Source organism: Spectribacter hydrogenoxidans (genome assembly GCF_031846275.1).
Classification (GTDB): Bacteria; Pseudomonadota; Gammaproteobacteria; order Nevskiales; family Salinisphaeraceae; genus Spectribacter; species Spectribacter hydrogenoxidans.
Genome location: NZ_JAVRIB010000009.1, coordinates 25,004 through 46,526, shown reverse-complemented (window position 1 = coordinate 46,526; position 21,523 = coordinate 25,004). Strand labels below are relative to the sequence as shown.

General features: G+C 65.3%; 21 protein-coding genes. 17 read left to right on the top strand and 4 right to left on the bottom strand.

Features of this window, described 5'->3' with window-relative positions; translation table 11 throughout:
• Positions 1–277 precede the first annotated feature (277 nt).
• Positions 278–1,270, bottom strand: coding sequence for a hypothetical protein (locus tag RM532_RS09785; RefSeq protein WP_311653140.1), 993 nt, complete (start codon positions 1,268–1,270; stop codon positions 278–280).
• 267 nt (positions 1,271–1,537) lie between these two features.
• Here RM532_RS09785 and RM532_RS09780 point away from each other — a divergent pair, with 267 nt between their 5' ends.
• From RM532_RS09780 to RM532_RS09770, 3 genes are all read left to right on the top strand, one after another.
• Positions 1,538–2,791, top strand: coding sequence for a sensor histidine kinase (locus tag RM532_RS09780; RefSeq protein WP_311653139.1), 1,254 nt, complete (start codon positions 1,538–1,540; stop codon positions 2,789–2,791).
• Entirely contained in the window at positions 2,788–3,303 is a 516-nt protein-coding gene (locus RM532_RS09775; RefSeq protein ID WP_311653138.1) for a response regulator transcription factor, read from the top strand. The genes RM532_RS09780 and RM532_RS09775 overlap by 4 nt, the downstream gene beginning before the upstream one ends.
• A 70-nt stretch (positions 3,304–3,373) precedes the next feature.
• A complete protein-coding gene (locus RM532_RS09770) occupies positions 3,374–3,715 on the top strand; it encodes a hypothetical protein (protein WP_311653137.1) in 342 nt (113 codons plus the stop codon).
• Here RM532_RS09770 and RM532_RS09765 read toward each other — a convergent pair.
• The 3 genes from RM532_RS09765 to RM532_RS09755 all read right to left on the bottom strand — a co-directional run bounded on the left by RM532_RS09765 (position 3,691) and on the right by RM532_RS09755 (position 5,603).
• On the bottom strand, positions 3,691–3,981 hold the full coding sequence (locus tag RM532_RS09765; protein ID WP_311653136.1) for a hypothetical protein: 291 nt from the start codon (positions 3,979–3,981) through the stop codon (positions 3,691–3,693). The genes RM532_RS09770 and RM532_RS09765 overlap by 25 nt on opposite strands.
• Positions 3,982–4,199: 218 nt before the next feature.
• On the bottom strand, positions 4,200–4,739 hold the full coding sequence (locus RM532_RS09760) for a hypothetical protein (RefSeq protein WP_311653135.1): 540 nt from the start codon (positions 4,737–4,739) through the stop codon (positions 4,200–4,202).
• 252 nt (positions 4,740–4,991) lie between these two features.
• Positions 4,992–5,603 (bottom strand): class I SAM-dependent methyltransferase, encoded by a 612-nt coding sequence (locus RM532_RS09755; RefSeq protein WP_311653134.1) that lies wholly within the window; start codon positions 5,601–5,603, stop codon positions 4,992–4,994.
• A gap of 209 nt (positions 5,604–5,812) precedes the next feature.
• Here RM532_RS09755 and ndhC point away from each other — a divergent pair, with 209 nt between their 5' ends.
• The 14 genes from ndhC (at position 5,813) to nuoN (ending at position 21,481) form a co-directional block, all read left to right on the top strand.
• Positions 5,813–6,229, top strand: coding sequence for an NADH-quinone oxidoreductase subunit A (gene ndhC, locus RM532_RS09750; RefSeq protein WP_311653133.1), 417 nt, complete (start codon positions 5,813–5,815; stop codon positions 6,227–6,229).
• 115 nt (positions 6,230–6,344) lie between these two features.
• On the top strand, positions 6,345–6,983 hold the full coding sequence (locus RM532_RS09745; protein ID WP_311653132.1) for a NuoB/complex I 20 kDa subunit family protein: 639 nt from the start codon (positions 6,345–6,347) through the stop codon (positions 6,981–6,983).
• A gap of 193 nt (positions 6,984–7,176) precedes the next feature.
• Positions 7,177–8,925, top strand: a complete 1,749-nt coding sequence (gene nuoC / locus RM532_RS09740; RefSeq protein WP_311653131.1) for an NADH-quinone oxidoreductase subunit C/D — start codon at positions 7,177–7,179, stop codon at positions 8,923–8,925.
• Between the two features lie 124 nt (positions 8,926–9,049).
• Positions 9,050–9,517, top strand: coding sequence for an NADH-quinone oxidoreductase subunit NuoE (nuoE, locus tag RM532_RS09735; protein WP_311653130.1), 468 nt, complete (start codon positions 9,050–9,052; stop codon positions 9,515–9,517).
• 120 nt (positions 9,518–9,637) lie between these two features.
• Positions 9,638–10,918 (top strand): NADH-quinone oxidoreductase subunit NuoF, encoded by a 1,281-nt coding sequence (nuoF, locus tag RM532_RS09730; RefSeq protein WP_311653129.1) that lies wholly within the window; start codon positions 9,638–9,640, stop codon positions 10,916–10,918.
• Positions 10,915–11,325, top strand: coding sequence for a GxxExxY protein (locus RM532_RS09725; RefSeq protein WP_311653128.1), 411 nt, complete (start codon positions 10,915–10,917; stop codon positions 11,323–11,325). The genes nuoF and RM532_RS09725 overlap by 4 nt, the downstream gene beginning before the upstream one ends.
• Positions 11,326–11,370: 45 nt before the next feature.
• Complete coding sequence (gene nuoG / locus RM532_RS09720) at positions 11,371–14,043, top strand: NADH-quinone oxidoreductase subunit NuoG (protein WP_311653127.1); 2,673 nt, start codon at positions 11,371–11,373, stop codon at positions 14,041–14,043.
• 14 nt (positions 14,044–14,057) lie between these two features.
• The gene (gene nuoH, locus RM532_RS09715) at positions 14,058–15,014 is read left to right on the top strand and encodes an NADH-quinone oxidoreductase subunit NuoH (protein WP_349255303.1); all 957 of its coding nucleotides are present in this window, start codon (positions 14,058–14,060) and stop codon (positions 15,012–15,014) included.
• 136 nt (positions 15,015–15,150) lie between these two features.
• Positions 15,151–15,666 (top strand): NADH-quinone oxidoreductase subunit NuoI, encoded by a 516-nt coding sequence (nuoI, locus tag RM532_RS09710; RefSeq protein ID WP_311653125.1) that lies wholly within the window; start codon positions 15,151–15,153, stop codon positions 15,664–15,666.
• A gap of 109 nt (positions 15,667–15,775) precedes the next feature.
• A complete protein-coding gene (gene nuoJ / locus RM532_RS09705) occupies positions 15,776–16,276 on the top strand; it encodes an NADH-quinone oxidoreductase subunit J (RefSeq protein WP_311653124.1) in 501 nt (166 codons plus the stop codon).
• A gap of 35 nt (positions 16,277–16,311) precedes the next feature.
• Positions 16,312–16,617, top strand: a complete 306-nt coding sequence (nuoK, locus tag RM532_RS09700; protein ID WP_311653255.1) for an NADH-quinone oxidoreductase subunit NuoK — start codon at positions 16,312–16,314, stop codon at positions 16,615–16,617.
• Positions 16,614–18,467 (top strand): NADH-quinone oxidoreductase subunit L, encoded by a 1,854-nt coding sequence (gene nuoL / locus RM532_RS09695; protein ID WP_311653123.1) that lies wholly within the window; start codon positions 16,614–16,616, stop codon positions 18,465–18,467. Before nuoK ends, nuoL begins: the two co-directional genes overlap by 4 nt.
• A 16-nt stretch (positions 18,468–18,483) precedes the next feature.
• Positions 18,484–20,016 (top strand): NADH-quinone oxidoreductase subunit M, encoded by a 1,533-nt coding sequence (gene nuoM, locus RM532_RS09690; RefSeq protein ID WP_311653122.1) that lies wholly within the window; start codon positions 18,484–18,486, stop codon positions 20,014–20,016.
• Positions 20,017–20,026: 10 nt separating this feature from the next.
• Entirely contained in the window at positions 20,027–21,481 is a 1,455-nt protein-coding gene (nuoN, locus tag RM532_RS09685; RefSeq protein ID WP_311653121.1) for an NADH-quinone oxidoreductase subunit NuoN, read from the top strand.
• Positions 21,482–21,523: the final 42 nt, after the last annotated feature.

The window sequence follows — 21,523 nt, the reverse complement described above, 5'->3', positions numbered from 1 at the left end:
GGTCGGCGTCTCCCGGTCCCCCCTCGTACCTCGGCGTGGCACCGGCTCGATCCGGCGATTTATTGAAGACCTGCTTGCGCTTTCCGCGCAGCAAGCAGTTTGCGGTTCTGGCGCTCGGCCGGAATCGTAGTGCAGCCTCGACCAAGAGAACCGTGTCATTCCGGGCACGGCCAACCGCAGTAACCCGACGAACTGCTCTTATCAACCGACCGCCCATGAAAAAGCCCCCGCCGGGGCGGGGGCTCGATGCGCTTCAACCGGTCAGGCTGAAAGCGGTTCAGGCACCATTCAGACCCGGCAGGCTAAAGCTGCTCAGCAGCCCGAGCAGCGCATCCGGACCCAGCGGAAGTGCACCCAGCGGCGAGCCGTCGCCGCCCATCGGGATCAGCACCAGCAGCGCATCCAGACCGGGCAGACCGCCTTCGGCACCATCACCACCGGGAATCGGCAGCAGGGCTAGCAGTGCATCCGGACCGAGCGGGAGCGCGCCCAACGGCGAGTCGTCCCCACCCCCGATCGGAAGGAGTACCAGCAGCGCATCCAGACCGGGCAGGCCGCCTTCGGCACCATCGCTACCGGGAATCGGAAGCAGGGCCAGCAACCCCTCCGGGCCTAACCCGTCACTGCCAACCGACAGGAGCCCGAGCAGGCTGTCCGCACCGGGGAGACCGCCTTCGGGACCGTCACCCAGACCCGGAAGCGGCAAGGCGAAAGCCCCACCACCCGGCGCACCGCCGGCCAGGATCTCACCGAGCAAAGTCGATAGCTGGCCACCCGGGCCGATAAGGTCGGCGAGCGTGCTCACGGGCAGTCCGAAACCTTCCAGCGAGGAAGCCCCACCGGGGTTAAAGAAGGTGACGTCACCAGCCGGGGTCACGAAGGGAATCCCTTGGGCCAGGACGCCCGAAGCCAGATAGAACTGCGCGAACGGCGCCAGCGGCTCGGCACCGGGCATGGTCAGTTGATCGAGCAGCGGATACAGGAACTGCTGGCCGGTGTCGTTGAGCTGATTGCCCAGATCGGCACCCATGACGGCCAGATCTTCACCCGCGGTGTCCTTGGATACCGTCACACTGAACTCTGTGACCAAGGCGGTGAGGCTGTCGGCGGTACCGCTGGAATTTCCCACCACCAGTGCGTCGAGTGTGGCGTCGAGATTAACGGCGGCACCGTCGAGGCCGGCCAGGAAGTTACCGACTGGGTCAGCGGCGGTTGCACCACCAGCAAACGCCAGCGCCGCGGCGCCGGCAAACAGTTGCTTCTTCATCATTTGTCTCTCCTCGCAGGGATTCTGAAAAATACGGAAACGGCGGTTAATTTTGGGACACGTAAGCTAGCACCACCCCTACCCAAACGCAATCATCGCACAGAAGTTGTGGTATTTATCCTACAGGCCTTGTAACGGCTGCGGCTACACAAACTTTAGGGCAGCTCGTAAACGCCGGTGCAACGCGACCATTCGCGGTACCGGCAGGCGCAATCCGAGACTTCCCAGCCCGCGCATCCGGGTAACATGACAGCCCCACGCGAGACCCGCATGACCGACCAAGTCGTCCTCACGCCACCCCAGGTTATTGGCCTGCTTCGCCGCCTGCGCTGGCTGGCGGCGGCGCTGCAGGCGGCTGGCACACTGCTGGCGAGTGCCCTGCCGGACGTTGCACTGCCACTCACGCCAATGCTGGCAATACCCGTCGCGCTGGTCGGGTTCAACGTATTGACCGGGCTCGGCGCCAATCGACAGGCCGTCACCCAGACCACGGTCTTCATTCATCTTGGGGCGGACATTCTCGCGCTGACGCTGTTGCTGGCCCTGTCCGGCGGCCCGGCCAATCCGTTCGTTTCCCTCTATCTGGTGCCGGTGGCCATTGCCGCCGCGGCCATGCCGATGGCCAGCGCCTGGGTGGTATGGGCCGTGTGCGCGGCGGCCTACTCCGGTCTGTTTGCGGTGTACGCGACCATGCCGGCAGGCCACCACGGCGGCGGCGACTTCTTCTTCCTGCATGTGGCCGGCATGTGGCTGAACTTCATGATCGCCGCCACGCTTACCACCATCGCGCTGGTCCGGCTGGCCGGACTGCTGCGCCAGCGCGAGCAGGATCTCGGCGAGGCGCGGGAGAAAGCGCTACGGGACGAACAGATCGTGGCCACCGGCACATTGGCCGCCAGCACAGCACACCAGCTGAACACCCCGCTGAGCACCATGACGCTGCTGGTGGATGAGTTGCGCAACGAACCGGCACTGTCTCCGAACGTCCACGCCGATCTCGACACCCTGGCCGATCAGATCGACCAGTGCCGGCAACGGCTTCGCACATTGCTCGCCGCCAATGCCGACCCCGTACCGTCGATGCGACCAATCCGTACCGTTCTGGCAGCGCTGCTGGAGCAGTGGCGCATGGCACATCCGGATACCCCCATCGAGGCGGATTTTTCCGGACTGTCGAGCCAACTGTCCATTCAAGAGTCGCCGGTGCTGCAACCGGCCCTGGCCAACATGCTGGACAACGCCGCCCGATCGGCTCCGGGCTCGCCGGTGCACATCCGGGCCACGGTGGCGAACAATCAGCTGATCGTGATCATCGAGGATCAGGGACCGGGCCTGAGCGCAGCCGACCTGCACCGGGCCGGTCGCCAGGTGTTCACCTCGCACGCGGACGGCCACGGCCTGGGGCTGGTGCTGACCCATTCGAGTATCGAGTATCTGGGCGGTGAAGTCCGCCAGTCCAACCGTCAGCCGCGGGGACTGCGCACCGAGGTGTGCCTGCCGCTAAGCCGGTTGCGACCGGCATGAAGGTGCTAGTTATCGAAGATGATGCCGTGTTCGCGGCCACACTCGCCCGAAGCCTGTCACGACGGGGACTGAATGCACGAGTGGCGAGCATTCCGGGCGACGCCATCGCCCTGGCCCAGGAATTCGCACCCGACGCCGCGATTCTCGATCTGCACCTCGGCGAGGACTCGGGCCTGGCCCTGATCGAACCCCTGCTGGCCTGCCGCCCCGACCTGCGAATCCTGGTGCTGACCGGCTTTGCCACCGTTCAGACAGCCGTGGCCGCCATCAAGCTGGGCGCCGCCAACTATCTGCCCAAGCCCGCCACCGCCGCCGAGATTCTCGCCGCCCTGTCCGACGACGCGGCACCCACGCACATCGAGCCACCCTCGCTGCAGCGGCTGGAGCGCGATCACATCGAACGGGTGCTCGATGCCCATGGCGGCAACATCTCCGCCACCGCCCGGGCGCTGGGCCTGCACCGCCGTACCCTCCAGCGCAAGCTGGCCAAGCGGCCCAACAAGCCGCGCTGACGCCTGCCGTTTGCCACCGCCGCCCGCCGTGCTTTAATGCCCGTGAAGATTTCAGCGGCCGGATGAATCCATGAAGATAAATATCGAAATCGACGTCACGCCCGCCGAGCTGCGGCACTTCCTGGGCCTGCCGGATGTGGCCGGCCTGCAGGAAGACATGATTGATTACGTGCGCACGCGCGTGTCGCGTGGCGCCGACAATTTTGATCCGGCGGAACTGCTGCGGGAAACCACCGACTGGGGCAACAAGACGCTGCAGCGAATCCTGGGCATGGCCGCCAGCCGCCTGTATACCGAGGAAGAGGGCGACGCGGAGACCGGAAAGAGCCAGAGCAAGGCCAGCGGGTCAGGCACACGCCGTACCGGTTCGCGGCGCAAGTCCGGCGGTCAGTCCTCCAGCGGCAAGGACTGAACCCGGGATTGCCAGTGCTGCCGGGCCGCGACCAATGCGCTGCGCCAGACGGAGACCGCCTTCACTCCATCGACAGAGGGGGTTCGCAGCCGCCGCTGATCCCGCAGCAGGGTTCCGACGTCACCGGCCTGCAGCGCCACATTGGCGCGGGCCTGAAGACGCTGCCACTGCACCTGCACGTGAACCTGTTCGGCCGTGACCAGTTGCTGCAGGGCTGCCAGAACCGCGCCCGCCCCGGCGCGTACATAGCGTGACAATGTCTTCATTACAATCAGCCTCCGTGCTGAAAATAACGCTCAGAGATAGGCAGCAACAGCGTACTAAAGTCCACCCTACAGGGTGCCTGCTGCTGCAGGGTCAAAATCAGCAGGACCGGCATTAGCCGGCCTGTCTTTTCAGCTGCTTTTCTCGGTACATAACCAAAAAAGGCCCGGTCAGATCCGAAAGGACCTGCCGGGCCGGGGCCATCATTGGCCGACAGATCCTAGGAGGCGGAAGTCGCCGCCGAACCGTTGCCGGTGGACTTGGCCTTGCTTGTGGTGGTCTTGCGCGCGGTCGACGTCTTGGTGCCGGTGCTGCTGGCACGCTTGGCAGCCGTCTTGCGGGCCGGCTTCTTGGCCGGCGCCTTCTTCTTGGCCGCGGGCTTGCCGTTGAGCGACTTGAGCACCTTCTTGTAGCCATCGGCCATCACGTCGGTGAGCTCGTTGCTGGTCTTCACGATCAGGTCGAGTGTGTCCTTGTAGGCGCTGACCAGACGGTCACGACCTTCCGGCAGGTAGGCCTGGGGCTGATTCGCCACCTGGCGCACGCCGTCGGTACGGGCCTTTTCGAAGCTCGACCGGGCGGCGGAGAAAACGTCCTTCGCTGCCTGAATCTCGGTGCGGGCTAGCGTACGGGCGCCGCCAGTAACCACCTTGAACGCCTTCTTCTGCACGTCCACATAGGTGTTGAGCGCATCCTGATACGGTTTGCGCGCGCGATCGACGCGCGCCGCAACGTCCTTGATCATGTCCTGAATCGCCATGGTGTCCCTTCCTCCGGTTGCCGTTTTGCGATAGTGGAATGCAGCATTGTTGCATTGCAACAATGCTGCGCTGCATCATAGGCCGGGTGTCGCAGGGTGTCAACCCCCTTCGGCGGAGGCGTCATTTTTCCACAGGAAGTCGGAAAAGCCAGATCTTAAGAGCGCACGGCACTCGGGTCAGCGGGAATCCGGGCACAACGCCCAGCGCGCGTCACAATTCCCCGGCAATGCCCATGTCGGCGCGGTATCGGGCTAGCGGTTGACCGCGCGAATCAGCGACCAGTATCCGAAGGCGTTGACGGGTTCGATCTCCACCTCCTCGAGCTGTGCCATGGACAGGAAGTCCTGCAGCGGGAACAGCGGGCGGAACCCTACAAGTTCGGACAGGGGCGCAGCGACACGCTCCAGCTTCGCCATCATGCCCCGATCACGGCTGAAGTGATTGACGATGTAGAGTTCACCGCCCGGGCGGCACACCCGTTTCATCTCGCGGATCATCGCGTCCGGGTCGGGCACGACCGAGGCCACGTACATGGCCACGACCTTGTCGAAGCTGTCATCTTCGTACTCGAGATCCTGCGCATCCATGACCGCGAGGTCGATGCGGTCGGCATGGCCGTTCAGCCGGCGACGGGCACGCTCGAGCATCGGCTCGGACACGTCGATGCCGGTGACCCGGACGCCATCCGGATACTGCGGCAGGGACAGCCCGGTGCCCACGCCGACTTCAAGAATATGCTGGCCTGCCTGGCAGCCCATCTTCCGCAGCGCCCGCTGGCGACCCTGCTCGAAAACGGGCCCGAAGAACCGGTCATAGGTGCTGGCGAGCCGCTTGTACGCGGTGGTTACGGCCTGCTGTTCCATGCCGACAATCCTCATTTCGTGGGGAGTACGAGCGCCTGACCCGGGCGCCTGTCCAGCCGGCAATGATACCGATTCGCGCAACGACACTCTACTGGATGGCCGCCGACACGATGCACCTCTAGTCAAGCGTGATTATTTCCGTCATGGTTTGCCGTGTAGCGCCGATTATCAATCCAATACCCCAGCGGGTATAAGGGCGGTGTAACGCGATGAGTCCGTTGACCGAGAGCGCCAGCGCAATCTGGCCATTGCTTGCCTATACGGTAGCGGTGCTGGGAATGATCGGCCTGATGCTGGGCCTGTCGCATGTGCTGGGCGGCCGCCATCAGGACCGCGTGACCGGCGAGCCATACGAATCCGGCGTGAAGCCGGTGGGCAACGCTCGCATGCGCTACTCCGCCAAGTTCTACCTGGTAGCCATCTTCTTCGTGCTGTTCGATCTCGAAGTGGTGTTCCTGTTCGCCTGGGGCATTGCCGCCACCGAGGTGGGCTGGCCCGGCTACGCTGGTGCCATGGTGTTCCTGTTCATACTGACCGTCGCTCTCGTCTACGAGTGGCGGCTGGGCGCGCTCGACTGGGGCGCGCGGCCCGACCGCAAGCGGGCAACGGGGCGGTTGACGCCTTAAGTAAGGGTTTATAACGGTGGTCGGGCGACGGACGTGGGGGTCCGCCAGGCTCGACCGCAACAGCCAGAACGGTGCAGCCGCAACCGATTCGATCTGCGGCAAGGAGGTTAACCAGATGCGCTGGTCGTGGACCAGGCCCCACCAACCCGCCGAGCAGCCGGCGGGCGACGGTGGCTTCGATGATGCCGTGCGCAAGAACGTCGTGCTGGCGAAACTGGATGACCTGGTCGCCTGGGGGCGCAAGAACTCCGTCTGGCCGTTCAATTTCGGCCTGTCCTGCTGCTACGTCGAGATGGCCAGCGCCTTCACCACACCCCACGATCTGGCCCGGTTCGGGTCCGAAGTGATTCGTGCCACCCCCCGCCAGGCGGACGTCATCGTCATTTCCGGCACCGTTTTCATGAAGATGGCGCCAGTAATCCAGCGCCTCTACGAGCAGATGATGGAGCCACGCTGGGTGATCTCCATGGGCTCCTGCGCCAATTCCGGGGGCATGTACGACATCTACTCCGTGGTCCAGGGGGTGGACAAGTTCCTGCCGGTGGATGTCTACGTGTCGGGCTGCCCGCCGCGGCCCGAGGCCTTTCTTGAGGGCCTGATGTTATTGCAGGAGTCGATCGGCTCGGAAACCCGGCCGCTGTCCTGGGCAATCGGCCCGCAGGGCGTGACCAAGGCGCCGAAACTGTCCAACCGCGAACGCAAGCGCAGCGGCCGCATGGCCGAATCCGATCTGCGCACGCCGGACGGGGTGTGATGGTGTTTGAGGTTTCGTGTTTCAGGTTTCGTGTTGAAAGGCGGGGCGTTCCGGCGCGCACGCCGTCTCCGCATTGTATTAAGGCCCTCGCCAGGCAATCGTCCCGACTGACGGCCATGGGCATATGGCTCGATAGTCCCGACACGAAACACGAAACACTAAACACGAAACCGCATCACGCGGAGCCCGCGCGATGCTGACCCCCACCGACATCCGCGCCGAGCTGATCACGCGTTTCGGCGAATCAGCGTTCCTGACCCAGGCCACCGCGGACGGCCTCCCTACACTGTGGACCGGGGCGGACCTGTTGCGCGACGTGCTGGCTTATCTCAAGCGCGAGGCCAGCGTCGCCTATCTCATGCTCTACGACATCACCGTGATCGACGAGCGGGCGCGCGAGCATCGCGACGGTCTGCCGGCGAGCAATTTCACCGTGGTCTACCACCTGCTGGCGCTGGAGCCGGTGCGCGAGATTCGTCTCAAGGTGGCGCTCACCGGCGAGCCTCCGAGTGTGCCGAGCATTGCCGACCTGTGGTCCAACGCCAACTGGTACGAGCGCGAGGCCTGGGACATGTTCGGGGTGACCTTCGAGGGCCACCCCAACCTGCGGCGGATCCTGATGCCGCCCACCTGGGAAGGGCACCCGCTGCGCAAGGATCACTACGCCCGCGCCACCGAGGTCGACCCGTTCTCCCTGCCGCCGGAACGCATGCAGGTCGAGGAAGACGCGCTGCATTTCAAGCCCGAGGAATGGGGCATGGCGCGCGAGTCCGCCGACAGCGAGTTCATGTTCCTGAACCTGGGCCCCAACCACCCCAGCGTGCATGGTGTGTTCCGGGTGGTAGTCCAGCTCGATGGCGAGGAAATCCTGGGCGCGGTGCCCGACATCGGCTATCACCATCGCGGCGCCGAGAAGATGGGCGAGCGCCAGTCCTGGCACACCTATATCCCCTACACCGACCGGGTGGACTACCTGGGCGGGGTGATGAACGAACTGCCCTACGTGATGGCGATGGAGCAGATGCTGGGCATCGAGGTGCCGCCGCGGGCACGGGTGTCCCGCGTGATGCTCTGCGAACTGTTCCGCATCATGTCCCACCTGCTGTTCCTGGGTACGTTCATCCAGGACATCGGGGGCATGAGCCCGATCTTCTACATGTTCACCGACCGGCAGAAGGTCTACGACATCATCGAGGCCATCTGCGGCTTTCGCATGCATCCGGCCTACTTCCGCATCGGCGGCATGGCCATGGACCTGCCCGAGGGCTGGGACCGCAAGGTGCGCGAATTCCTTGACTGGTTCCCCGAACGGCTGGATGAGTACGAGCGCATGGCCATGCGCAACGACCTGACCATCCGGCGCACCCGCGGCATCGGCGCGATGACGCCCGAGGAGGCCATCGACTGGGGCGCCACCGGCCCCATGCTTCGGGCCACCGGATATCGATGGGACCTGCGCAAGGAGCGCCCCTACGCCGGCTATGACGAATTCGAGTTCGACGTGCCAGTGGGTACGCGCGGCGACTGCTACGACCGCGCCATGGTGCGACTGGAGGAAATGCGCCAGAGCGTGCGCATCGTGCGCCAGTGCCTGGCCAACATGCCCGGCGGTGAGTACAAGTCTGATCACCGCATGACCACCCCGCCGCCCAAGGAGCGCACGATGCAGGACATCGAGACGCTCATCGCCCATTTCCTGACCGTAAGCTGGGGTCCGGTGGTTCCACCGGGGGAATGCGAGGGCATGGTCGAGGGCACCAAGGGGCTCAACAGCTACTACATCACCTCCGATGGCGGGACCATGAGCTACCGCACGCGCATCCGCACGCCCAGCTTCGCCCACCTGCAGATGATCCCGTTCCTGAGCCGCGGCCACATGGTGCCGGACCTGATCGCGATCATCGCGTCGATCGATTTCGTGATGGCGGATGTGGATCGATGAGGAACATCAACTACCCGAACCGCAAAGGACGCAAAGTGCGCGAAGGGATGGATACAGCGATTGCGCTACAGCGAGAAACGCTTTGCGTGCTTTGCGACCTCCGCGGTTTTCGCAGGATGGCGACATGACGCTGAGTGACGAGGAAATTGCCGAGATCCGGCACGAGATGGGGCTGTACGAGAACCCCCAGGCCGCCTCCATCGAGGCATTGAAAGTGGTGCAGCAACACCGCGGCTGGGTATCGGACGAGGCGCTGGCCGCCGCCGCCGAGGTGGTCGGGGTTTCCGTGGCGGCGATGGAGTCGGTCGCCACCTTCTACAACCTGATATTCCGCCGCCCGGTGGGCCGGCACGTGATCATGGTCTGCGACTCGGTGTCCTGCTACCTGTGCGGCTATGACGGGGTCAAGGCGCATCTGACCGAATCGCTGGGTATCGACTACGGGGAGACCACCCCGGACGAGCGTTTCACCCTGCTGCCCATCTGCTGCCTGGGCGACTGCGACAACGCCCCGTCGATGCGGGTGGGTGAGGACTACCACGGCAGGCTGACATCGGAACGGATCGATGAGGTGCTGGCGCGTTATGAGTAGCGGTTACGTTTTCAAGTTTCCGGTGTCGTGTTTCATTTTGGGTTCGGCAAGCCGCGCGCCGGGGATTACCTGCACGACACACGACACACGACTCACGAAACCATCCGCCGGGGCGAAGCCATGAAGGTCCTGACTCGCAACATCCGTCCGGATCGCACGCCACCCACCCTGGCTGAATACGAAGCCGCCGGCGGCTATCAGGCGTTGCGCAAGGCCCTGCAGGAGATGACCCCGCAATCGGTCACCGATCTCGTGAAGCAGTCCGGGCTGCGCGGGCGCGGCGGTGCGGGTTTTGCCACCGGCATGAAGTGGGGCTTCATGCCGCGCTTTGAACGAGGCGATCCGGAACGGCCGCCGCATATGTACCTGGTGGCCAATGCGGACGAGATGGAACCGGGCACCTTCAAGGACCGGCTGCTCATGGAGGGCGATCCGCACCAGTTCATCGAGGCGCTGATTATCGGCAGTTATGCGATTGGCGCAGACCTCTGCTATGTCTTCATCCGCGGCGAGTATGTGGAATCACAGCGCCGGCTACAGCGGGCCATCGACGAAGCCGCCGATGCCGGCCTGCTGGGCGAGCACATACTGGATACCGATTTCTCCCTGCATATCCATCTGCACATGAGCGCCGGCCGCTACATCTGCGGCGAGGAAAGCGCGCTTCTCTCGGCCCTGGAAGGCAAGCGGGCCATCCCCCGCTCCAAGCCGCCCTTCCCCGCCGCCAGCGGCCTGTTCGGGCGCCCCACCACGGTCAATAACGTGGAGACCCTTTGCAACGTGCCACACATCGTGGCCAACGGTGCCGACTGGTATCAGGGGCTGGGCCGGCACAAGGATGGCGGTACCAAGCTTTTCGGCGCATCAGGGCATGTCGAAAGACCGGGCCTGGTCGAGCTGCCAATGGGCGTGCCCATGGGCGAGCTGCTCGACGAACACTTCGGCGGCGTACGCGGCGGCAAACGGCTCAAGGGCCTGCTGCCTGGGGGCGGCTCCACCCTGTTCCTCACCGACGAGCACCGGGACGTGCCCATGGACTACGAGGGCGTCGGCGCCGCCGGCAGCCGTCTGGGTACGGGCACCATGATCGTGGTGGACGAGGACACGCCGATCGTCGGCGTACTGCGCAATCTCGAGCATTTCTATGCCCAGGAATCCTGCGGCTGGTGCACCCCCTGCCGCGACGGTCTGCCCTGGGTGGAAAAACTGCTGCTCGACCTGGAACAGGGCCGCGGTCAACCGGGCGATATCCAGAACCTGGTCATGCACACCAAGCTGCTGGGGCCGGGCATGACCTTCTGCGCCCATGCCCCAGGCGCGATGGGGCCACTGGAAAGTGCGTTGAAGTACTTCCGCGATGAGCTGGACGCGTTGGTGCCGGTGGAGGTGGAGGGCGCATGACACTAACCGCAAAGGACGCAAAGAGCGCGAAGGATGTTAATGCGCGCTCCCACGAAGTTATTGGTGCAGCCATCGAAGTGCACCGGGAACTCGGGCCCGGCTTGCTGGAATCGGCCTACGAACAGGCACTTGCGCATGAGCTCCACACACGCGGCGTCCCGTTCCAGCGGCAGGTCGCGATGCCCGTGGCTTACAAGAAAATCCAGCTCGACTGTGGGTTTCGACTGGATATGCTTGTCGACGATTGTCTCGTGACCGAACTGAAATCAGTCGACAAGTTCGCACCCATCCATGAGGCACAGGTATTGACCTACTTGCGCCTGAGCGATTGCCGACTGGCGCTCTTGCTGAACTTCAATGTGACCAGCATGCGCAACGGCATCAAACGCGTGGCGAGAGACCTTTAACCCTTTGCGTCCTTTGCGCTCTTTGCGGTTGGCAGGCTGACGGATATGGCAAGACTCACGATTGATGGAAGGCCACACGACGTCGACGGGCGCAAGAATCTGCTCGACGCCGCGCTGTCGCTGGGTTACGACCTGCCCTATTTCTGCTGGCATCCCTGTCTCGATTCGGTGGGTGCCTGCCGCCAGTGTGCGGTCAAGCAGTTCCGCGACGCCGACGACGAACAGGGCAACATCGTCATGGCCTGCATGACGCCGGCCGCCGACGGTACCCGCATTGCCCTCAATGATGCCGATGCGGTCAATTTCCGTGCCCGCATCATCGAATGGCTGATGATCAACCACCCGCACGACTGCCCGGTGTGCGAGGAAGGCGGCGAATGCCACCTGCAGGACATGACCCTGATGACCGGGCACACCCGCCGGCGCTATCGCGGCACCAAGCGCACCCACCGCAATCAGGACCTGGGCCCGTTCATCAACCACGAGATGAACCGCTGCATCGCCTGTTATCGCTGCGTACGCTACTACCGCGACTACGCCGGGGGCGACGATCTGGAGGCCTTCGCCGCCCACGACAACGTCTATTTCGGCCGCCACGAGGACGGCGCGCTGGAGAACCCCTTCTCCGGCAATCTGGTGGAGGTGTGCCCCACCGGTGTGTTCACCGACAAGACCCTGGGGGCAAGCTATACCCGCAAGTGGGACATGCAGGCAGCCCCCGGCATCTGCCAGCACTGTTCGCTGGGCTGCAATACCTCGCCCGGCGCCCGGGACGGCGTGCTCAAGCGCATCCAGAACCGCTACCACGGCGAGATCAACGGCTACTTCCTGTGTGACCGCGGCCGTTTCGGCGCCGGTTTCGTCAATCGCGACGACCGACCGCGGCAGGCGCAACTGCGCAGCCCGGGCAACGGCCTGCAACCCGCCGAGACCGACGCCGCGCTGCAGACCATTGCCGAACAGTTGCGTGCCGCCAGGGGCGTTGTCGGCATCGGCTCCCCCCGGGCATCACTGGAAACCAATCACGCCCTGCGGGAACTGGTGGGGGCGGCTCATTTCAGCACCGGCATGGCTGCCGGCGAGCAGGCGCTGGTTCACCGCGCACGCCAGTTGCTGGCGCAACACCCGGGAGAACGCCCCAGCCTGCGGCAAACCGAGCAATGTGATGCCGTGCTGATTCTCGGCGAGGACGTCACTAACACCGCCGCGCGGCTGGCCCTGTCGCTGCGCCAGTCGGTACGCGGGGCGGCCCGGGATCATGCGGAGGCCCACGGCATCCCCCGCTGGCATGACCGCGCGGTGCGCGACATCGCCGGCGATCGCCGCCACCCCCTGTTCATCGCCAGCCCGGCCGCAACCGCGCTGGATGACGTGGCTGCCGCGACCTGCCGCGCCCGGCCGGCGGACGTCGCGGCGCTGGGCCGGGCCGTGGCCCATGCCCTGGACGCCAGCCAGCCGGCGCCCGACGGGCTTGATCCGGCCCTGCAGCAACAGGCCGCCACCATCGCGAACGCCCTGGCCGGCGCCGAACGGCCGCTGGTCGTCGCCGGCACCGGTGCCGGCGACGCCGGCATCCTGAACGCCGCCGGCGCGGTAGCCGGCGCGCTGGGCGACAAGGGCCATCTGTTCCTGACCCTGCCCGAGTGCAACAGCCTGGGGGTGGACCTGCTCGACGGTATCAGCGTCGAGCATGCGCTGGACCGCCTGGTGGACGGCAGCGCGGACACGGTGATGGTGGTGGAAAACGACCTCTATCAGCGTGCCCCGGCGGCCCGGGTGGATGCCGCCCTGGAGGCTGCCACCCACGTCATCGTGATCGATCACAGTCTGCACGCCACTCTCACCCGTGCCCACGCGGCCCTGCCGGCCGGCAGTTTCGCCGAGTCCGACGGCACGCTGATCAACAATGAAGGACGTGCCCAACGCTTCTTTCAGGTCTACGCCGCCGAGGAACCGGTGCGCGAGAGCTGGCGCTGGTGCGCCGCCCTGCTGCGCCGGCTGGATCGGCCTATGGACTGGGACGGTCTCGACGACGTGATCACCCATATGACCACCGCCCGGCCACATCTGGCCGGCGTGGCCGACGCCGCGCCCGGCGCGGATTTCCGCATCGCCGGCATGCGGCTGCCCCGCGCCACGCATCGCTATTCGGGCCGCACCGCCCTGCATGCCAATGTCAGCGTGCATGAGCCCACACCACCACGGGATCCGGATTCACCGCTGGCCTTCAGCATGGAGGGCTGGCCCGGCCGCCGGCCCGGGGCGCTGCTGCCCTTCGCCTGGGCACCGGGCTGGGATTCCAACCAGCAGGCCATCACCAAGTTCCAGGACGAGGTCGGTGGTGCGCTGGGTGGCGGCGATCCGGGCGTACGCCTGCCGCTGGACGGCGCGGGTGAACCGGGTCCGCTCGAGGACGGCGCACCGGCCGCCGACGACTGGCTAGCCGTACCGGTGCATCATCTGTTCGGCGGCGAGCCGCAGTCCGCCCTGGCCCCGGCGATGGCCGGGCGCATCCCGACGCCCTATGCCGCCCTCAACGCCGCGGCGGCGCGGGAACTGCACCTGGCCGACGGCGACACCCTGACCCTGACCGTCAGCGGTGAGCACCTGAGCCTGCCGGTCCGTGTCCTGGACAGCCTCGCCGATCGCAGCATCGGTCTGCCGGTGGGACTGCCGGGGTTGACCGGGCTGACACTGCCCGCGGTGGTGACCCCGTGATCGACGACACCGCCATCGCCGTGATCGGCACCGGCGCGCAGATCGGCGCCATTCTCGGCGTGCTGGTCGGATCGGCTGCCTTCCTGACCTGGATCGAGCGCCGCCTGCTGGGTCTCTGGCAGGACCGCTATGGTCCCAACCGCGTCGGCCCGTTCGGGGTGCTGCAGGTCGTGGCGGACATGATCAAGATCTTCTTCAAGGAGGACTGGATCCCGCCGTTCGCCGACAAGTTCGTTTTCGTCCTGGCCCCGGCACTGGCCATGTTCACCGGGCTGATGGCCTTTGCAGTGGTGCCGTTCGCGCCGGGTATCGGCATCATCGACATGAACATCGGGCTGCTGTTCTTCCTGGCCATGACCTCGCTGGGGGTTTACGCCGTGGTATTCGCGGCCTGGGCTTCGAACAACAAGTATGCCCTGCTCGGCGGTATGCGTACTGCAGCCCAGATGGTGTCCTACGAGGTGTTCATGGGGCTGGCGCTGCTGGGCGTGGTGATGCAGGCCGGCAGCTTCAACCTGCGCACCATCGTCGAGGCCCAGGCCGGATTGTGGTACGTGGTGCCGCAGTTCCTGGGCTTCGTGATCTTCTTCATCGCCGGGGTGGCCGAAACCCACCGCATGCCGTTCGATCTGCCCGAGGCCGAGCACGAGCTGACCGCCGGCTTCCATACCGAATATTCGGGCATGAAGTTCGGCATGTTCTTCGTGGGCGAATACGTCGGCGTAATCCTGGTATCGGCCATGACCGTCGTGCTGTTTCTCGGCGGCTGGCTGGGCCCCTGGCTGCCACCACTGGTCTGGTTCGCGTTGAAGACCAGCGCGGTGGTGGTGTTCTTCATCCTGCTGCGAGCCTCGCTGCCGCGGCCACGCTATGACCAGTTGATGAGCTTCGGCTGGAAGGTAATGCTGCCCCTGGCATTGCTGAATGTGGCGGTGACCGGCGCCATGGTTCTGGCACTGGGGGCGTCATGAGCGACCTGCATATGGAAACCTCCCGTTTCAAGTTTCGAGTTTCGGATTTCAAGGTCGACACGTCAGGCCTTGCAGCTATCGCTGCTCACTCGGAACTTGAAACACGAAACACGAAACTGCTTCGCGGAGCGAAGCCATGCTGAGCCACCTGCGCACAATCTGGATGGTCTTCCTACACAGTTTCCGCAAGCGCGACACGGTGCAGTACCCCGAGGAGCGGCCCTACCTGCCGCCACGCTACCGCGGTCGCATCGTGCTGACGCGCGACCCGGACGGCGAGGAACGCTGCGTGGCCTGCAACCTCTGCGCGGTGGCCTGCCCGGTGGACTGCATCGCCCTGACCAAGACCGAGGACGACACCGGCCGCTGGAAACCGGATACCTTCCGGATCAACTTCTCGCGCTGCATCTACTGCGGGTTCTGCGAAGAGGCCTGCCCCACCTATGCCATCCAGCTCACGCCCGATTTCGAGATGGGCGAGTTCGACCGCCAGCAGATGGTCTACGAAAAGGATGACTTGCTGATCTCCGGCGTGGGCAAGCAGCCCGGGTACAACTTCTATCGCGTCGCCGGCATGGCGGTGGGCGGCAAGGACAAGGGCGAAGCGCAGAACGAGGAAAAGCCGATTGACGTGAAATCGCTGATGCCGTGAGGAACATTAACCGCAAAGAGCGCCAAGGGACGCAAAGGGTAAAAAAGGTACAAGCAGGAACTTTGCGACCTTCGCGCCCTTTGCGGTTCAAGACAATGGACCTGAAACAGTGGAACTGACCTTTTACATCGCCGCCACGATTGCCGTGCTGACCACGCTTCGAGTGGTCACTCACAGCAACCCGGTACACGCGCTGCTGTATCTGATCGCGTCGCTGCTGTCGATTGCGGTGGTGTTCTTTACCCTGGGTGCGCCCTTCGCGGCGGCGCTGGAGGTCATCGTCTACGCCGGGGCGATCGTGGTGCTGTTCGTGTTCGTGGTGATGATGCTCAACGTCGACCAGGCCAGCATCGACCAGGAGAGGCAGTGGCTGGCGCCGGGTCTCTGGGTGGGGCCCGGCATTGCCGCGGCGGTGCTGCTGGCGGTGATGACCAGACTGCTGTGGGGCGGCGCCTCGGTTGGTGCGGTCAGCGGTACGGAGCTGGCGCCCAAGGCGATCGGCGCCGCGATGTTCGGTCCCTATCTGCTGCTGGTGGAACTGGCGGCGTTCCTGCTGCTCGCCGCGCTGGTGATTGCCGCTCATGTGGGACGGGAAGTCGATGGTCGCTGACCGCATCGTGAGGGAGAGGGGATAACACGATGGACATGGCATTGCCGGTGGAACACGGCATGGCACTGGCGGGCATCCTGTTCGCCCTGGGCCTGGTCGGCCTCGTGGTCCGGCGCAACCTGCTGTTCATCCTGATCAGCCTGGAGATCATGATGAATGCCGCCGGCCTGGCCTTCGTGGTGGCCGGCCAGGCCTGGCAGCAGCCTGACGGCCAGATCATGTACATCTTCGTGCTGACGCTGGCGGCCGCCGAGGTCAGCATCGGCCTGGGCCTGCTGCTGCAGATGCGGCGCACCTATCGCACCCTGGACATCGACGCAGTGGCGGGGATGAAGGGATGACCAGTCTGGCACTGATCCCGCTGTTCCCTCTGCTCGGCGCGGTGCTGCTGTCGTTCGGCTACCGTCTGGGTGACCGCGCGGCGGTAACCATCGGGGTCGGCTCGATGGCACTGGCCCTGGCAGCGACCGGGCAGACGCTGCTGGGATTTGCCAACGGCGACGGCGGTACCGTCAGCCAGCCGCTGTGGACCTGGTTCACGGTGGGCGATCTGGCACCCGGCATCACCCTTCACCTGGACGGGCTCACGGCCACCATGATCGGCGTGATCGTGGGAGTGGGGTTTCTGATCCACGTGTTCGCCGGCTGGTACATGCGTCACGATCTCGAGGGCGGGCCGGGCATGACGCGCTTCTTCGCGTACATGAACCTGTTCGTGTTCAGCATGCTGGTGCTGGTACTGGCCGACAACCTGCTGCTGCTGTTCCTGGGCTGGGAAGGGGTCGGCCTGTGCAGCTATCTGCTGATCGGGTTCTATTACAAGGAGCCGGCCAATGCCTGGGCGGCGTTCAAGGCCTTCATCGTCACCCGGGTGGGCGACGTCTTTCTGGTTCTGGGCCTGTTCGTGCTGTTCGCCGCATTCGGCACGCTGCACATTCCGACCCTGCTGGCGCAGGCGCCGGAAGTCTGGGCCGAGGGCGATGCCATGGCCACGCTGGCGGCCTTTCTGCTGCTGGGTGGCGCCGTGGGCAAGTCCGCCCAGCTGCCGCTGCAGACCTGGCTGGCCGATGCCATGGCCGGCCCCACCCCGGTCTCCGCGCTGATCCATGCCGCCACCATGGTGACTGCGGGCGTCTACCTGATCGCCCGGATGCACGGGCTGTTCGAACTGGCGCCGACGGCGCTCTACGCGGTCGGCATCGTGGGCGCACTCACCCTGCTGATGGCCGGGTTCGCGGCCCTGGCCCAGACCGACATCAAGCGGGTGCTGGCCTACTCCACCATGAGCCAGATCGGCTACATGTTCCTGGCGCTGGGTGCCGGGGCCTGGGAGGCGGCCATCTTTCACCTGATGACCCATGCCTTTTTCAAGGCGCTGCTATTCCTGGCCTCGGGCTCGGTGATCATCGCCTGTCATCACGAACAGAACATCTTCCGCATGGGCGGCCTCGCCCGCACGCTGAAGTTCGACTACGCGCTGTTCCTGATCGGCGGCGCCGCGCTGGCCGCCCTGCCGCTGGTCACGGCCGGCTTCTATTCCAAGGACGAGATTCTCTGGCTGGCGTTTGCCAACGGCTATCCGGTGCTGTGGCTGGCGGGGCTGACCGGTGCCCTGCTCACCTCGATCTATACCTTCCGGATGATCTTCATCGTCTTCCACGGACCGCTACAGACCGAGGCCCACCCCGGCCACGGCATGTCCCATCACCTGCCGCTGATCGTGCTGGCGCTGCTGTCCACCTTCCTGGGCGCCTGGATTCATCCGCCGGTGGCCGATCTTTTCGGCACCGGGCATGGCGGGGACCACAGCCACGCCCTGAAACTCACAATCGAGATCCTGTCCAGCGTCGTGGCCATTGTCGGTGTGGGCATCGCCGCCGGGCTGTTCCTGGGCTCGCGGCAACGGGCGGCCCGGCTCGTGGCCGGCGGCCACGGGGCGCGGCTGTGGCGATTCTGGCACCACGCCTGGGGCTTCGATGCGCTGTACGACCGGGTGTTCGTGCGGCCCTATCTGGCCCTGGTTCGCTTCCACCGCATGGACTGGGTCAACGATACGGTGAATCTGATCCCGGCCCTGGCGCTGAAGCTCAACGCCCGCCTGGCCATCACCCAGACCGGCCAGCTGCGCTGGTACGCGCTGGTGCTGTTCGCCGCGGCGACCGCCTTCCTGCTGCTGTTGCTGGTGCCCTGAGGAGAATGCCCGCGTCATGATCCTGGTCTGGTTGCTACTGATTCCCTTCATTGGCGGCATGCTGTGCTGGCTGCTCGAGCGCGCCCACGCGGGCTCCGACATGCCGCGCTGGATCGCCACCGCCACCATGCTGGCGGTGCTGGGGCTGACCGTCTGGCTATGGCTGACCGGCAACTATCATCTGGCCGGGGTGATCGGTGACCAGCCCGACTGGGGCACCGAGTTCCGTGTCGACTGGATCGAGCGTTTCGGCATCAGCTTCCATCTGGCGGTGGATGGCCTGTCGCTGATCATGCTGATGCTGACCTGCTTTCTCGGGTTGCTGGCGGTGCTCTGCTCCTGGCAGGAAATCGACCGACGCATCGGCTTCTTCCACCTCAACCTGCTGTGGATCATCGGCGGCGTGGTCGGGGTATTCCTGGCCATCGATCTTTTCCTGTTCTTCTTCTTCTGGGAAATGATGCTGGTGCCGATGTACTTCCTGATCGCGCTGTGGGGCCACAGCGGCTCCCGTGGCGCCACCCGCATCACCGCCGCCACCAAGTTCTTCATCTATACCCAGGCCAGCGGGCTGCTGATGCTGGTGTCGATCCTCGGGCTGGTGTTTGTCCACTACAACCACACCGGCGAGTTCACCTTCGACTACAACGTGCTGCGCGAGACCCCCATCAGCGGCGCCCTTGGCTATGTACTGATGCTGGGCTTCTTCATCGCCTTCGCGGTGAAACTACCCACCGTGCCGCTGCATGGCTGGCTGCCCGACGCCCATGCCCAGGCCCCCACTGCCGGCAGCGTGGACCTGGCCGGCATCCTGCTCAAGACCGCCGCCTACGGGATGCTGCGCTTCGCGATTCCATTGTTCCCGGACGCCTCCGCCCACTTCGCACCGGTCGCCATGGTCCTGGGCCTGGTGGGCATCTACTACGGCGCGGTGCTGGCGATGGCCCAGAACGACGTCAAGCGGCTGATCGCCTGCAGCAGCATCTCCCACATGGGCTTCGTGCTGATCGGCATCTACGCCGGCACCCTGCTGGCCCTGCAGGGGGTGATCATCCAGATGGTGGCGCACGCATTTTCCGCGGCGGGGCTGTTCATCCTCAGCGGCCAGATCTACGAACGCATCCACACCCGCGACATGCGCCGCATGGGCGGGCTGTTTCCGCGCCTGGGTTCGCTGCCGGGCTTTGCGCTGGTGTTCGTGCTGGCCTCGCTGGGGCTGCCGGGCACGGCCAATTTCATCGGCGAATTCCTGATTCTGGTGGGGACCTTCGGCGTGGCCCCGGTGGTCGTGGTGCTGGCCGGCGGCGGGCTGGTGCTGGCTGCGGTCTACGCCCTGGTACTCATGCACCGGGTGTACTGGGGCCCCGCCCAGGGAAAAGCGGAACTGGCCGGCCTCAATGGCCGCGAATACCTGACGCTGCTCATGCTGCTGGCGCTGATCATCGGCATCGGCGTCTATCCGCAGCCGGTCCTGGATATATCGCAGACCGCCATGACCGAAGTGCAGCACTGGTTCACCGACGTCCGGCCGCGGCCGGCCACGCCCTGAGGTCCCGGCCATGACCCTCACCGGTACCGACCTGTTCGCCCTGCTGCCCGTTCTGCTGGTCTGCGGCACGGCGCTGGCCGTGCTCATCAGCATTGCCGTGACCCGCCAGCATTTCGTTAACGCCACCATCACCGTGGTGGGCCTGAATGCCGCGCTGGTGTCCCTGCTGCTGGTGGTGGGTGTCACTCCGGTCTCGGTCACCGACCTGGTCGTCATCGACGACTACACGGTGCTCTACACGGCCGTCATCCTGGTGGCAGCGCTGGCCTGCTCGACGCTGGCCCATGCCTATCTGGACGGTTACCCCGGGCGGCGGGAAGAGTTCTACATGCTGCTGCTCACGGCGGTGGCCGGGGGCATCATCCTGGCGGCCAGCCAGCATCTGGCGGCGCTGTTCATCGGGCTGGAACTGCTGTCGGTGCCGCTCTACGGCATGGCCGCCTATACCTATCGCGACCACCGCTCGCTGGAGGCGGGGCTGAAGTACATGGTGCTGTCGGCCGCGGCGTCGGCGTTCCTGCTGTTCGGCATGGCGCTGCTGTACGCGGCCACCGGCACGCTGCAGATCAACGAGCTGGGCGCCGCCATCGACGATGGGGTGATCCACCGCAGCTGGCTGGTGATCGGCGTGGGCATGATGGTGATCGCCATCGCCTTCAAGCTGTCGCTGGTGCCCTTCCACCTGTGGACGCCGGACGTCTACGAGGGCGCCCCGGCGCCCGCCGCCGCCTTCCTGGCCACGGTCAGCAAGGTGGCGGTGTTCGCGGTGCTGGTACGGCTGTTCCAGTCGGCCCCGGCCACGGCAGACGCCGTTCTGCACCAGATGATCGCGGCGATCGCGTTGATCTCGATGATCGTGGGCAACCTGCTCGCCCTGCGGCAGAACAATCTGAAGCGGCTGCTGGGCTATTCCTCCATCGCCCATATGGGCTACATCACGGTCGCGATCGTGGCCACCGGCAGCCTGGCGGTGGAGGCCGCCGGGATGTACCTGATCACCTACGTGCTGGCCACTCTGGGGGCGTTCGGGGTGCTGACGCTGGTATCCAGCCCCTACGACGGTACCGATGCCGGAGCCGTTCACAACTTCCGCGGCTTGTTCTGGCGCCGGCCCTATCTCGCCGCGGTGTTGACGGTGATGATGCTGTCGCTGGCCGGTATCCCCTCAACCGCCGGCTTCATCGGCAAGTTCTACGTGATTGCGCTGGGCGTGCAGTCGGAACTGTGGTGGCTGGTGGGCGGCATCGTGCTGGGCAGCGCCATCGGCCTTTACTACTACCTGCGGGTGATGGTGGTGATGTACCTATTCGAGCCCGGCGAGAGGCGGCGGGATGCCGCCAACGACTGGGGCCAGCGCTCCGGCGGCATCATGGTGCTGCTGATCGCGCTGGCGGTGATGGGCGTGGGACTGTTCCCGCAGCCACTGATCGGGCTGGTGCAGGCGGCGGGACTGGGCAGCGGCTGAACCGGTTTCCACCGGCGAAACCGCGCCAATCATCCTGGCGCA